Origin of the sequence: Pantoea septica (genome assembly GCF_002095575.1) — a bacterium.
GTDB classification, from domain to species: Bacteria; Pseudomonadota; Gammaproteobacteria; order Enterobacterales; family Enterobacteriaceae; genus Pantoea; species Pantoea septica.
This window is the reverse complement of record NZ_MLJJ01000040.1, coordinates 1-13,493: the sequence shown is the minus strand read 5'-3', so window position 1 is coordinate 13,493 and position 13,493 is coordinate 1. Positions and strand designations below refer to the sequence as shown.

Annotated in this window: 18 protein-coding genes; 16 read left to right on the top strand and 2 right to left on the bottom strand. The window is 53.4% G+C overall.

What is annotated here, in order from left to right; translation table 11 throughout:
• The first annotated feature begins 2 nt into the window (after positions 1-2).
• From HA46_RS17515 to HA46_RS17475, 9 genes are all read left to right on the top strand, one after another.
• Positions 3-1,463 (top strand): DUF4055 domain-containing protein, encoded by a 1,461-nt coding sequence (locus HA46_RS17515; protein WP_084885776.1) that lies wholly within the window; start codon positions 3-5, stop codon positions 1,461-1,463.
• 2 nt (positions 1,464-1,465) lie between these two features.
• Positions 1,466-2,509: a minor capsid protein gene (locus HA46_RS17510; protein WP_084885774.1), complete on the top strand. Its 1,044-nt coding sequence runs from the start codon at positions 1,466-1,468 to the stop codon at positions 2,507-2,509.
• 337 nt (positions 2,510-2,846) lie between these two features.
• Positions 2,847-3,545: a hypothetical protein gene (locus HA46_RS17505; protein WP_084885771.1), complete on the top strand. Its 699-nt coding sequence runs from the start codon at positions 2,847-2,849 to the stop codon at positions 3,543-3,545.
• An 11-nt stretch (positions 3,546-3,556) separates the two neighbouring features.
• On the top strand, positions 3,557-4,576 hold the full coding sequence (locus HA46_RS17500; RefSeq protein ID WP_084885768.1) for a hypothetical protein: 1,020 nt from the start codon (positions 3,557-3,559) through the stop codon (positions 4,574-4,576).
• A gap of 43 nt (positions 4,577-4,619) precedes the next feature.
• Positions 4,620-4,841: a hypothetical protein gene (locus HA46_RS17495; protein WP_084885765.1), complete on the top strand. Its 222-nt coding sequence runs from the start codon at positions 4,620-4,622 to the stop codon at positions 4,839-4,841.
• Positions 4,842-4,878: 37 nt separating this feature from the next.
• Positions 4,879-5,268, top strand: a complete 390-nt coding sequence (locus tag HA46_RS17490; RefSeq protein ID WP_084885761.1) for a protein singed — start codon at positions 4,879-4,881, stop codon at positions 5,266-5,268.
• The gene (locus tag HA46_RS17485) at positions 5,268-5,651 is read left to right on the top strand and encodes a glutamate 5-kinase (RefSeq protein ID WP_084885758.1); all 384 of its coding nucleotides are present in this window, start codon (positions 5,268-5,270) and stop codon (positions 5,649-5,651) included. Before HA46_RS17490 ends, HA46_RS17485 begins: the two co-directional genes overlap by 1 nt.
• Complete coding sequence (locus tag HA46_RS17480) at positions 5,651-6,031, top strand: hypothetical protein (RefSeq protein ID WP_084885755.1); 381 nt, start codon at positions 5,651-5,653, stop codon at positions 6,029-6,031. Before HA46_RS17485 ends, HA46_RS17480 begins: the two co-directional genes overlap by 1 nt.
• On the top strand, positions 6,028-6,420 hold the full coding sequence (locus tag HA46_RS17475) for a phage tail terminator-like protein (RefSeq protein ID WP_084885752.1): 393 nt from the start codon (positions 6,028-6,030) through the stop codon (positions 6,418-6,420). The genes HA46_RS17480 and HA46_RS17475 overlap by 4 nt, the downstream gene beginning before the upstream one ends.
• Before the next feature lie 15 nt (positions 6,421-6,435).
• Here the strand turns inward: HA46_RS17475 and HA46_RS17470 are convergent, their stop codons facing one another.
• Entirely contained in the window at positions 6,436-7,212 is a 777-nt protein-coding gene (locus tag HA46_RS17470) for an NUMOD4 domain-containing protein (RefSeq protein ID WP_084885749.1), read from the bottom strand.
• A 142-nt stretch (positions 7,213-7,354) separates the two neighbouring features.
• Between HA46_RS17470 and HA46_RS17465 the strand changes: the two genes are divergently transcribed.
• The 4 genes from HA46_RS17465 (at position 7,355) to HA46_RS21075 (ending at position 9,516) form a co-directional block, all read left to right on the top strand.
• Positions 7,355-8,527, top strand: coding sequence for a phage tail tube protein (locus HA46_RS17465; RefSeq protein WP_084885746.1), 1,173 nt, complete (start codon positions 7,355-7,357; stop codon positions 8,525-8,527).
• A gap of 44 nt (positions 8,528-8,571) precedes the next feature.
• Positions 8,572-9,081, top strand: a complete 510-nt coding sequence (locus HA46_RS17460; protein WP_084885743.1) for a hypothetical protein — start codon at positions 8,572-8,574, stop codon at positions 9,079-9,081.
• Between the two features lie 95 nt (positions 9,082-9,176).
• The gene (locus tag HA46_RS21175; RefSeq protein ID WP_167626711.1) at positions 9,177-9,335 is read left to right on the top strand and encodes a hypothetical protein; all 159 of its coding nucleotides are present in this window, start codon (positions 9,177-9,179) and stop codon (positions 9,333-9,335) included.
• A gap of 13 nt (positions 9,336-9,348) precedes the next feature.
• Positions 9,349-9,516 carry a phage tail tip fiber protein gene (locus HA46_RS21075; protein ID WP_158086848.1) on the top strand — a complete coding sequence of 56 codons (168 nt, stop codon included), beginning with the start codon at positions 9,349-9,351 and terminating at the stop codon, positions 9,514-9,516.
• On the opposite strand, the gene HA46_RS17450 is transcribed toward HA46_RS21075, so the two are convergent.
• Complete coding sequence (locus HA46_RS17450; RefSeq protein WP_084885738.1) at positions 9,513-9,734, bottom strand: hypothetical protein; 222 nt, start codon at positions 9,732-9,734, stop codon at positions 9,513-9,515. The two genes, HA46_RS21075 and HA46_RS17450, sit on opposite strands and share 4 nt — an antisense overlap.
• Before the next feature lie 202 nt (positions 9,735-9,936).
• Here HA46_RS17450 and HA46_RS17445 point away from each other — a divergent pair, with 202 nt between their 5' ends.
• The 3 genes from HA46_RS17445 to HA46_RS17435 form a co-directional block, all read left to right on the top strand.
• On the top strand, positions 9,937-10,335 hold the full coding sequence (locus tag HA46_RS17445) for a hypothetical protein (protein ID WP_084885735.1): 399 nt from the start codon (positions 9,937-9,939) through the stop codon (positions 10,333-10,335).
• The gene (locus HA46_RS17440) at positions 10,335-10,778 is read left to right on the top strand and encodes a hypothetical protein (RefSeq protein WP_084885732.1); all 444 of its coding nucleotides are present in this window, start codon (positions 10,335-10,337) and stop codon (positions 10,776-10,778) included. The genes HA46_RS17445 and HA46_RS17440 overlap by 1 nt, the downstream gene beginning before the upstream one ends.
• Before the next feature lie 56 nt (positions 10,779-10,834).
• Positions 10,835-13,493 (top strand): phage tail tape measure protein (locus HA46_RS17435; protein WP_084885730.1); only part of this gene is annotated, 2,659 nt, incomplete at its 3' end.

The window sequence follows — 13,493 nt, the reverse complement described above, 5'->3', positions numbered from 1 at the left end:
CTATGGCTAACTATTCATACGCAAGAGAAGAATACAGCGATGCCGCAAAGTCATGGCAGCTTGTCAAAGACTGCGTGGCCGGCAGCCGTGCAATTAAAGAGCAGGGGATTCTTTACCTGCCAATGCCTGATCCCACTAACGACAGCGACGAGAACAAAGCCCGCTACACAGCACTGCTGAAGCGCGCCATGTTCCTCAACATCACCGGACGCACTCGTCAGGGGCTTATTGGCGCAGTGTTCCGCAAAACTGCCGAGGTAGATTTGCCGGATTCGGTGAGTTACCTCATCGAGAACGCCAGCGGTGATGGTACAAGCCTCGAGCAGTTATCCAAAGAGGCTGTAGGCGAAGACCTCGATACCGGCCGCGGCGGTTTCTTTGTGGACTACCCGACCAGTGACGCGCCAGAAGGAACTCGTCCGACGCGAGCACAGACAGCAGGGCGCTTTGCTCACATTCACCTCTACGAAGCCATGAGCATCATCAACTGGCGCGAGGACGTGATTAACGGCGTGCGCAAGCTGACGATGGTTGTATTCTCAGAGTGCTACAACAAAACTGAAGCCGACGAGTTCAGCTTTGACGTTCGCAAGCAATACCGCGCGCTGACGCTCGAAGATGGCGTATATCGTCACCGCATGTGGCATGAAGGCGATCCGTACGAAACGCCGCAGCTCGACGTGTACCCGACTGACTTCAGCGGCAAGACGTTCGATCACATCCCGTTCTACTTCTTCGGCGCTGAGAGCAACGACGCTCGCATCGATAAGGCACCTCTCGAAGACCTCGCTGAGGTGAACGTACTTCACTATGGCAACAGTGCCACAGTGGAAGAGTCAGGCTTTATCAGCAGCCAGCCGACGCTGTTCTTCACTACTGACATTGAGCAGTCAGAGTTTGAGACCTGGAACCCGGGCGGAATCCAGATCGGCTCAACCCGAGGCTATTCACTGGGTCGCTCTGGTCAGGCATCAATGCTGCAGGCGAACGAAAGCCAGCTTGCCCTGAAGCTGATGCAGGAAAAAGAAAACCAGATGCTCATGATTGGCGCGCGCATCGTGCAGCAGTCAGGTCAGAACGAGACTGCAGAGGCCGCCCGCATCCGCTACAGCAGCGATAACAGCGTGCTCGGTACGATTGCCGGTAACGTCAGTGAAGCCCTGAAGCGTGCCATTCTGGACGCGCAGCTCTACATGAGCGGCGTATCTGATATGGCCAATACTATTTTCTGGCTGAATCAGGAATTCTTCGATGAGACGATGGATGCGCAGATGATTATGGCGCAAATCCAGCTCTGGCAGCAGGGCTTCATCGCCAAATCTGACCTTAGAACCAATCTTCGTCAGGCGGCAATCATTGAGGCCGACCGCAACGACGATGACATAGATGCCGAGCGTGCTGAAGAGCCAGTCATTGAAGGCGATGCCGTTACTGATGACCCTGAACCAGTCACTGAGGAATAACCATGAGCGCAGACGGTTACACGACAGACGCCGCCACGCGCCATCAGGTTTACGTACAGCGATTCGGTTCGGGGCTTGCAGGTAAGGCGGCCAAGTTTGTACGCAAGGCCATCAGGCGAGCTAAAGACGCTGTTAACGAAGGATTGAGTCAGTACGCCACCGCTCGTTACAACCGGCAGATAGAAACGCTCAGGAGTGACCTGAACGCCATCTACGGCGAACTGTCACGGCAGCAGAAGCTCGACCTGGGTGAGTTTGCGCAATACGAATTTACCTTTAACAACAAACTCCTCGGCCAAATCGTTAAAGCTTCTGTACGCCTCGCTGAGCCATCGGCAGAGATGATAGCCGCTGCTGTACTGGCTGACCCGTTAGAGCTTGCTGTAGGGCGTGGCAGGCAGGTTATCGACATCACCGGCGCACTCTCACAGTTCGGCAGCAAGAAGACGGCTGACATCCTGAGCGAAATCGCTATCGGCTCATCTCTTGGCGAGACGCAGAAGCAAATCATCCGGCGCTTAACCTCGCTGGGTGTGTCGCACGAGGAGCAGGTCGGCTCACTCGTCAGGACGATGACTAACCACGTCGCCTCATCAGCCCGGGCGGAAACGCTGAAGCAGAATGACGACATCCTGCAGGGGCATCGCTGGATAGCTACTCTCGATAGCAGAACGACGCCAGTTTGCCGTGCGCGAGACAGGAAGGTTTATCCGCTGGATGGGCCAAAGCCTCCTGCTCACTGGGGTTGTAGGTCTTCAATCGTGCCGGTTCTCAAGCCTGAATATCAGCGAGAGATTCCCGGCAGCACGCGCCCCTCTGTTGGGCCAGATGGAGTGGAGCAGGTAAGCAGCAACACCAGTTACGGTGACTGGCTGGCAAGGCAACCTGCAGCATTCCAGAAAGAGGTGCTCGGGCCATCGCGTTACAAGCTGTTCAGCAAAGGCGAGCTGACCATTGATCGCTTCGTTGATGACAACGGTAAGCAGTACACACTCGACCAACTCAAAGATTTAGAGCCGCACGCATTCGAGCTTGCTGGGATTTAAAAGCTATTTCCTGCATTAAACAAAAGAGACAAAAAGATAAAGCTACCACCTAGAGAGGTGAAGGTAATCAACCTGGTGAATGAGTATGCCTGCGATGCATGTTCGGACGGCATGATGACTTACTTGGCAGACAATGCTTCGTCGATAGCGCTGCTTAGCGGCTCCATAGCTTTTAAGCACCAGTGCAGCAATTGCGGTGCTGAGATCACGCTGCCCGAAAAGTACCCAAACCTATCCCAAAGATTCGAAAGCTAGGGCCACCTGTCCGGCTTTTATAATGCCTAAAAATCACATCTAAACGCTGGCCGGGCCAGCACACATCCATTCAGGAGAATGTATGACTCTGAAGTATCAGCTTACCGCTGAGGAATTCGCTCAGCTCGATGAAGCCAAACAGGCGCTGTATGTGCAGCAGGGCGAGGTCTATCAGCTACAGGTTGATGGCATCCCTCAGGAAGACGTCAGCGGTTTAAAACGCCAGCGTGACGAGCTTCTGGCAGAGAAGAAAGCCGAGCAGGAACGTCGCCGCGCCGCAGAAGAAGAAGCCCGCCGAAAAGAAGAAGAGCGTCTGGCAGCTGAGGGTAATTATCAGCAGCTTTTCCAGAGCTCGCAGGCTGAACTTGAGCGCGAGCGTAATAGCCTCGTAGAGCTTCGCCGCTCCATTGAGCAGCGCGATATCAACCTCGCAGCTACTCGCGTCGCTACGGCAATTGCAGATGGCTCTAACGCCGAAATCCTCACCGAGTTTATTGCGCGCCGCCTGAAGGTGGCAGAAGGGCAGGTACGCATTGCTGATGAGTCAGGCAATCTCACGGTCAGCACTCTTGCTGACCTGCAAAAAGAGTTCGAAACCTCTCCGCGTTACGCATCCCTCGTGCGCGGCAGTCAGGCAGGTGGCGGCGGGGCCGCGCCTAAGAGTGGTGACCGGGTTGCCAAAAAATGGGAAGAACTTCGTGGTATGGAGCGCGTCGAGCTCCGCAAAAATAACCCAGCCGAATATGAGCGACTCAAGAAGGCTCATGAGGCGACCCAATAAGGATTTAAGCAATGCCAACCATTCTTTCTGACGTAGTTTTCCGCGACGAACTGCGCGACTACATCAACGTTAACGCAGCAGAGCGAACCGCGTTTTTTGAGTCAGGCATCCTGACCAACAACAACGACATGAGCACTCTGCTGGCCGGTCCTTCTAACACCTTCACCATTCCTTGGTGGGTCGATCTGGATGCGTCTATCGAGCCTAACTACTCGAACGACGTTTACACCGACATCGCGGTTCCGCTGTCCGTAACCTCTGCAAGCATGCAGGCGCGCGCGGCATACCTGAACGAAGGCTGGAACGCGATGAACCTGGTGAAAAACATCACCAATCAGGATCCGCTGGAGTTCGTCGGTAACCGCCTCATCTCCTACTGGCAGCGTCAGGCGCAGCGCCGTGCAATCGCCTCAGTGGTAGGTATCTATAACGATAACGTTGCCAACGATGGCGGCGACATGGTTATCGATGCGGGTGGCACCATCAACGCAGCTGCAATTATCCGCGCCAAGGCAACCATGGGTGATTACTCCGGTCAGTTGGGCGGCCTGAGCGTCATTGCGATGCACTCAGCCGTACAGACCGAACTGCAGATCCTCAACCTCATCGACTTCACCCCGCTGGCTGACCAGATTCCGGAGTTCGGTCGCTTCCAGGGTATGCGCGTTGTCGTAGATGACAGCATGCCGGTCGTTGGCACTGGAGCCGACGCCAAGTACCTCTCGGTCATCTTCGGGCCGGGTGCACTGGGCTACGCAGAGCGTCAGCCGGCTGGCGAGGATGGTCTCGAGTACGATCGCGAGCCTGCACGCGGTAACGGTGGCGGCACTGAGACTCTATGGACGCGTCGCGACTTCGTGATTCATCCGCTGGGCTACTCCTTCCTCGGCACCACTATCACCGGCACGCCGACTACTACGCGCCCGGTTTCTGCTAACTGGGCTGACCTGGCTCTGGCAACCAACTGGGATCGCAAGTTCGACCGTAAGCAGGTTCCGCTGGCGTTTGTAACCTCAACTGTCGCCGCATAAACATTAACGCCCCGGCATCCCGGGGCTCAATGAGGATGTAATCATGACCGTAGAAAAAGACCACTACGTAGACCCGAACGATAAAGCTCGCTGGGGTTTCTCTGGCTCTGATGGCGAAATCAAAGTCGGCCCGCAGACCGTAGGCGAAACCGGCGGCGTGGATCACGTTCGCAACGAGCCGAAAGACGAAGGCGCGGTGAATACAGGCGGCGGTGAGAATTCGGAAGCCAAGAAAGCCACCAAGTCCACCACGGCAACCAAGTAATCATCGGGGCTTCGGCCCCATTTAGCACGGAGTGAACATGACAACGTACATTACCGTCGCTGACGTGGATGAGGTGCTTGGCGCTGACTGGACGACGCCAGAGAAGAAAGCGCGAGCGGTGCTGCAGGCTAACGCCTATCTGACCGCGCTTAACCTGCAGGGAATGCCGGACGTTACGCCTGATGATGTTAAGCAGGCGGGCGCGTTTCTCGCCTCTGCATCTGCTGCTGGCGTGCTTTATAAGCAGCAGGTTGAATCTGGTGCGCTGACCAGTAAAACGGTTGATGCGGATGGAGTGAGGGTTACGAAGAGCTATGCATCATCGCAATCCGTAAGCAATTCATCGCTGCCGGAGGATGTGCAGCTTGCTCTCGCCTTGCTTAAACCATGGCGCAGCAATCCTCTCGCTTTCAGGGTGTATCGATAATGGGCATTCGAGACGAGTTACAGGCAGAGATTGCGGAGGCGTTTGATACTGACCTGGCTGATGCAGTTCATCCCTTCACTGGAAGCTACACAGTACAGGCTGGGTGGGATCCGGTAACGGAGACTGGCGGCGAGACAACGCGGAGCTATTCCGGCCGCGGGGTACTGTCTCGCTATGAATTGAATCGTATCGATGGCGTGAATATCCTCCACGGAGACCTGCGCCTTACCGCGCTGGCTAACGAAGTAACCGATACGCCCAGCGAGAGCCACACCATCACGGCACCTGACCTTGCTACAGGCTTACCGCAAACCTACCGCATCGTGACGCTATCGCCCGATCCGTCTGCTGCTACCTACCGGATGCAGCTCAGGAGGCAGTAATGGCAAAAGGATGGGATAACGACCCATTACTGTTCGCAGGGCTGGTAGAGGAAGAGGTCGGCAAGAAGCTGCGCATCATCTCAATGGCGCTGCTGACGGAGATAGTTTATCGATCGCCAGTGAAGGATGGCTATTTCCGTAATGGCAACGTCGTAAGTATTGGTTCTGCTGATTACAGTCAACCATCCGAGCCAGACAAGTCGGGCAGCGCAGCAATACAGCGCGGCAGTGCAGTTATAGCTAACGGCAAGCCTTACTCAGTCATCTATATCCAGAACAACCTGCCATACGCTGAAGCTCTTGAAAACGGGCATTCACAGCAGGCTCCAGCCGGGGTCTATGGCGTCTCATTCCACGGTGTAACTCAGGCCTACAAATGACGCTCACTGAAATCAGGAACGCCATCATCTCCCGGATGACGGCGCAGACCGCTATTGCCTCGGATTCTGTAAGCTACCCGAACGGGCCGACCTTCGATCCATCAGGAAAGTCCATCTGGGCGCGCCTGACCAATATCCCAGGCATGGCAGCAGCAAACGAAATCGGCGCAGGGCCGGTAGTACAGCGCACAGGCATTGCCGTCATTCAAATCTTTGTGCCGGCAGGCTCTGGCTCACTGCTCATCACGCAGACGGCCGACAAGCTGCGCGAGCTGTTCGAGTTCGAGACTGACGGCAGGCTGGACTACTTTGCAGTCTCAGCGGTCGATGCTGGCGAAACGGATGGCTGGGCGCAGATGAACATTCAAATCCCTTACAGGGCGCTCTGAGCGCCCCATGGTCTTCTATCTGGCTATAGTTCTTCCGTATGGCGGGGACAAGTTAGCAACCTTTACTTTGGACCATGTGGTCCCCAAGTTTATTTTGCTTACTGTGGTCTGGAGGATTCCATACTCTTCGGCGATATCTTTTTGGTTTATCCCGCTGGATAGTTTGCTGATGATATCAGAAACCATAGCCTCGTTTAGCTTTATAACTTTATGTGTCCCGTAGGGCGGCGTTAAGCCATCAACTCTAATGTGAGACCAATGATGACCAGCTGAAATCAGCCATATTGTGCCTGAAGTGACGCCGTACTCTTTAGCTAAGGCGTTCCCTGCTTCCCCATGCGCAAGGCGAGATATTATTTCTGCCACCTGAGCATCAGACAGCTTATTTAGATGATGTTCTTCTCCGCGCCTTCCTGTCTGTAAGCCATTGGCATAAGAGTGCCTAGTGTTTCCTTGCACAGTAGTCCACTCAAGGTTCGAGGCGTGATTATTCAGCTTATTTCCATCAATGTGATTAACGACATTGCAGCCATCAGATTTAACACAAAAAGCTAGGGCAACGACCCGAGACACTATGAAATTCAAGCTTCTTCTTGGGTTGCTCAGCTTGGGCGTGACGCGATAATACCCATGCTTATCAAGGGCAAGCTTCAATATAACGCCTTTGTAAAACCTTACCTGTCCATTAGCGGTGATGATCTCTCTGTCTAAAGATCGAATATTCCCGCAGTTTGACACCTGATAAGCACCAATTAAACGCTCGTCGGGGAAGTTTTTCCAAATTTCTTGCATCGAAACTCTCCATCAAAGAGTTCTCATCACTGAAAGGATGCGGCAGGCCGGGTGATGAATCCGGCTTTTCGGGGATCAGCCTAGCCGCTCGTAAATTATACCAAACCGCTAAAGCAGCGGCATCACCTATGAGGGCATTCCTGTGAGTTCTGGAGCCAAAATTACGACTGCCTGGATTCGTGAAACGACTCCGGGAACCACGCCAGCTACAGGGCAGTGGAACCTTTTAAAGCGCACATCTTTTGGCGTTGGACCAAGCCAGAATATGATTGATAACGACGAGATCGGCGGGAGCCGAATGAGTCAGGGCAGGAGTACGGGTACTGTGGACGTAGGCGGCGACGTGGGCGCGAAGTTCCGATGGGGCCAGCATGATGACTTCCTCGCAAGCTGCTTTGGTTCGGAGTGGGCCAACAACGTGCTCAACATGGGCAACGACCGCATCGCGTTCTCTGTCGCCTCATACGCTGAGGATATTGGCGTAGCGTCGATTGCCCGCGGCTGTCAGGTAGGCACGTTCCAGCTGTCGATTCCGAATGATGGCGACATTACGGCTACCGTTACCTTTGCAGGCCTCGGCTTCGACACCAAAGCAGATGACACCAGCTACTTCTCTAATCCGGTTGATGGCGCTGGCGACCTTCGCTACACCTTCAAGCAGGTCACGGCAATTTCGCTCAACGGCGTGAGCGGTGGCGATGGTTTCTGCATCGATACCTTCAACATCCAGTTCGACAACAACCTGCAGACTCAGCGCTGTATCGGCAGTGGCAACCCGTTTGCCGGTGCAAACATTCCGACCACGTTCACCCCGTCTGGCAGCATCACGCTGTCATGGTCGAAAGACGCCTACGACGCGTGGAAGAAGTCGCTGTCTGGAGAAACCATGCAGTTCGGCTTCACGCTGGAGAACGACGAAGGCAAATACGTCTTCAACTTCCCTGCGGTTCAGGTTGATGGCGACTGGCCGGACGGCGGCAACACTGACATCGTTCAGGTTCAGCTCAATATCACTGCTGCCGATACCCCGCCGACCATTACGCGCTCAGCTGTTGTAGCGGCTACCGCGCTGTCAGTCGCGCCGGCAACGTCTACTGGCGCCGTGGGTTCAAATGTGACGCTGACCGCTACGCTGACTCCGGCAGGTTCAACAGACACTGTTGTGTGGGAGTCTTCAGACCCGTCAGTAGCAACCGTCGCATCAACCGGCCAGAAAACGGCACAGGTGACCCGAGTGAAAGTGGGTACCGCAACAATCACCGCGAAAGCGCGCTCTTACACCGCAACCACGGCCATCACCGTTACCGCATCTTAATCTAATTGCCCGTCCATAGCGGCGGGCTGCTTACAGAGAAGAATATGCTCATTCTGAAAACACCTAAATTCGATGCCAATGCCGAGCGCTGGATTGAGCCGATGGAAGGCCTGAAGCTGAAGGTTGGCTCTATCAGCAACCCGGCTTTCCGCTCTCACAATGCTATGGTGCGCAGGCATATCAGCAAGCTCGACGAACGATTCAAGGTAGGCACTGCCGAGTTCAACCCAGCATACATCGACGTGAGCGACATCTCAGACGACCTGCTGATTGATTCGGTAGCCAAACATCTCCTGCTGGACTGGGAGGGGGTTGGCGAAGCTGACGAAGCGGGCAAAGAGACCGCCATCGAATACTCAGCAGAGAAGGGCAAGGCGCTGCTCCTACAGCATCCTGAGCTGTACTGGGCTGTGCTAAGCACGGCATCTGATATTGCCGCGGGTAAAGAGGCGCAGACTCAGGAAACGGTGGGAAAGTCCTCGAAAGCCAGAGCTGGCTCCGGCAGTTCGGCGGAGAGCAAGGCGAAAAGAACCGCTGGAAGCGAGAGCGCTTAAAGCTGCCTCCCATCCCTGAGCCGGAGATTGACGGTGTGTGTAGCGAGATACTCGCCGCCTACGCAGTCATTACCAGAGGCAGGAAGTACGCAGGCATGGCCGCAACACCTCTTCCAATAAGCCTCGAAGATATCAACACCTATCTCGCCTGCAAACCACTTCAGATTGACCGGGATGAGTTCGAGTCGGCGATATTTGCTCTGGACGATGCGGATCGGGCGGAGTGGGAAAGAAAGCAGGCAAAAACGACATAATCCGGAGTGTAATATGAACTTAGAGCAGCGTGTAGAAGCACTTGAGATAGCGGTGAAAGCCTTGGTTCGTGGTGACTTTACCGTTGAAAATGGGCAAGTATTTATTAATGAAGCCCTTATCAGGGGCGATGCAATAAAAGCGGCAGCAATTCATGCCGCTGAATTCAAAATACAGAGCTAAACGCGGAATTGCTCTAACTGGTTGGCAAGGTCGGTTAGGGCGTCCGTGTTTGTCTGCTTCAAACTTTTAATTAGGCCCTGCCTGCTTGAGTCGTCTAGCTTCTGGAACAAAAGCCCAAATGCGACTTTCAAAGCGGTAACATCAGCCGCAAGGCTGTTTAGGTCAGTAGCGTTTGATGACACATTTAAGCCATGAATTACTTTGTCCGGCGTATTCATCTAATTTCCTTTCCCAGAGGTAATCAGCCATCCCTCATTGCTGTGTGCGCCCATGCCCCAAACATGGACGGGCTGAGTACTCAACATATCCTCTAAAGTAAATCGGCGAAATCCTGATAGATGATCAGTGCTTATGTTTTGCATTGTCTTGCGCTGCCGCCGTGATAAGATTTATCCCATAAAACCTCATGGGGATAGGGATATGAAGAAGTTTGTTTTGTTGGCTTTGTCTGTAGCGTTATTGGCAGGATGCAAACCGTCTGACGATCAGATGCTAAAAGTAGGTAAGGATGCCTTATCCCAAGCATTAAAAGACCCTTCAAGCGCCCAATTCAGGGCAATGCGTTTTGTTCCAGACCAAAACCAAACTGGTTCTATTGCAAGCGGCTTTGTGTGTGGAGAGATTAATGGGAAAAACTCTTTTGGTGGCTATGTCGGATTCAAAAGGGTTTATATCCATGTCGAGGGTGAGCCTCGGTGGGTGATCCCATTGCTGGGAGTTGCATACTCTTCATCTGACCCCTTTACGGTTGATGAAGGCGACCAGATGCAGACTACTTTAGATAAACTCAAAATGTATGCTGACAGGTGTGAAAAATAATGGAACTTCGATCTTGCGACGTAGACCCCTACGGGGCAGAGATGACGTCAAGATTCGAGAAGGCCATGTCATTAAAGGGAAAGGGGCTTGATGAAGAAATGGAAGCCTTACTACTCAAGTCCACTAACCCGCCATCCATTTATCATGGACACTATCGTGAATTATTTATAATTTGGCGAAAAAGGGTAAAGGCATACATTAAAGAGCGCAGGGAGCGTGATGCAGTTGCTTTACTAACGAAGATGCTGGCGCTCAACGAAGAGATGGTTAATGAAATGTGCCGATACTGGGGGCAAATTCATCAGATTGAAAGAACGCCTGATTATTTCATGTCGTACAGTAAAATAACTAAAACAGACGTGGCCAATTTGAAAAAGCACGCACTGGCATGCGGTGAAGAGCAGGCCTTAAAGTTCGCTGAAAGTTATCGATACATAAAATAAGTCTTAAGAAATCACATAACCTCGCTTCGGCGGGGTTTTTTATGCCCGGAGAAAACATGGCCGAACAACAATCACGTCTTGCGATCGTCATCGACAGCACTGGTGCGCAACGTAATGCAGAAGGCTTGGCAGGCGCACTGGCGAAGATGACTCAGGCCGGGCAGAAGGCAGCAGATAGCGCTGGTAAGACAGCTAAGGCGACGGATCAGGAAGCGAAATCACTATCCGACCTGCTCGACAGGATTGACCCCGTTAACGCCGCCTTAAACAGACTTGACGATCAGCAACGGCAGCTTGCCAAGTTCCAAGCCAAAGGCTTTCTAGACACTGAGACATTCAATGAGTACTCGAAGAAGATAGAGCAGACCCGCAATGGATTAAATGCTTATTCTTCTGATGCCGGAAAGGCGGGGATGTCTTCCAAGCAGTTGGCTGCAAGCATGAGAATGATTCCAGCTCAGATGACCGATATCGTGGTCAGCCTAGCATCTGGTCAGGCACCGTTAACCGTGCTGCTACAGCAGGGTGGGCAGCTCAAAGACATGTTTGGGGGGATTGGGCCGGCAGCTAGAGCGCTAGGGGGCTATGTCCTCGGTCTTGTCAACCCATTCACGGTTGCCGCGGCGGCAGCTGGAACATTAGCTGTTGCCTACTACCAAGGCTCACAAGAGCAAGAAGAGTTTTATAAAACACTTGTTCTGACCGGAAATACTGCCGGTAAAACTGCCGGCCAGCTTTCAGATATGGCGGATGAGATCGCTAAAAGCACAGGAAGCACCCGTGGCTTTGCTGCATCTGCATTAAATCAGGTGGTATCAAGCGGGAAGGTAGCCAGTGACTCTTTGGTCACGGTTACAGAGGCGGTGGTGAACATGAGCAAGGCTACCGGTCAGTCAACAGATCAGTTTGTGTCTGATTTTGAAAAGATAGCCGGGAGCCCGCTGGATGCGCTGAACAGCCTGAATGATAAATATCACTTTCTTACGGTAGAAACCTATCGAAGGATTAAAAGCCTCCAAGATGAAGGTAACGAGCAAGAAGCCTCGCGCTTAGCTTTAGAAACCTATGCGCAAACTATGAATAGCCGCGCATCAGATATTAAGGGAAACCTAGGTGATATTGAGTCTGCGTGGATTACCTTAAAAGGCGCGGCATCATCAGCATGGGATGCCATGCTGAACGTTGGAAGGGAAAGCAGCCTTGAGCAGAAGCTCGCCGTAGCAAAGAAGGCAGTAACTGATGCAGCGAGTAACAATGGGCTCGGCAATGGAATGTGGAACACGTATGGGGCAAATTACGCTACCGACCAAGGATCAGCGCAATCGGAAGTAAACATTCTCCAATCCGTCATTAATTTGCAGAACGACCTGAATCAAGCCAAAGCAAAAGGAAAGGAGGAGAATGAGGCTGCGCTAAAACAAGAAAAAGAGTATGAAGCACTTCAAAGCAGCCTTACAACTAATGCAGAAAGACGCGCCAAAGCTATAGAGCTGGTTAATAAACAGCTTGCTGCCCATGCCATCAATGAGAAGCAAGCCAGCGATGCTATTAGCAGGATAAACGACCGCTTCAAAGACCCTAAAGAGGCAAGAGGGAAAGCCTATACAGAAGACGCCGGATCGCGAATGCTTGACCAGCTTCGCCAGCAGCAGCAGGTGCTGATGAGCCAGGCTGACACTGGCGAGAAGATTGGCACGCAGCAGCAGGCGCTGATTAAGTGGGAGCAGCAACTTGCAGATATCAAGAGCAAGCAGACGCTTACCGCTGACCAGAAATCACTGCTTGCGAGCGCTGACCTCATTACTTCGCAGCTGCAGCAGAACGCGGCGCTTGAACGTCAGATCGAGACTCGCGAGAAGCTGCTGGCACTGGATAAAGCTCGTGCCGATATCACGCGCACTATCACCAACCGGCAGAACCAGTACGCTACAGACGAGTTATTCGCCGGCGGTGGACTGAGCCAGAACGAGCAGCAGCAGTACACGCAGCGTCTTTCCCTTGAGCAATCCTACAACGACAAAATCACTCAGCTCCGCCAGAGCAGGGCGTCGGCTACGAGTGATATTGCCCGCGAAGAAATTGACCAGGAAATTCAGTTGCAGCAGCAAGCGCTGCAGACGGAGTTGAGCAACTACGACGACCATATTGCCCGCATGAACCAGCTACGCGGCTCATTCACTGCAGGCGCATCGCGAGCATGGCAGGAATATCAGGACAGTGCAGCGAACGTTTCGGCTATGTCTCAGCAGCTATTCACTGATGCTTTCGGCGGCATGGAGGACGCACTGGTGAACTTCGTCGTGACTGGCAAGGCATCGTTTAAGGACTTTGCAACGTCAGTGATTTCCGACCTCGCGCGTATTGCTGCTCGTCAGGCTCTGGTTGGCCTTGGCTCTAGCCTGTTTGGCTCGCTTTTTTCTGCCGGAGCGTCTGCGGCAGGCTCGGCGGCAAGTTCTGCAGGCGGGCTGGGATTAAGCACAGATTTTCATGCTTATGCAAAAGGCGGAGTGCCGGGAGGCCAGACAATCAGTGCGTTTCGCAATGGCGTCTATGACTCACCGCAGTACTTCGCTTTCGCTAAAGGTGCTGGAGTGTTCGGCGAGGCAGGGCCGGAGGCAATCATGCCGCTGGCAAGGTCTTCCGATGGCTCTCTGGGTGTGCGCATGGTTAATGGCGGAGGCAGCGCTGGCGTGAACGTAAATATGGGAGGCATAA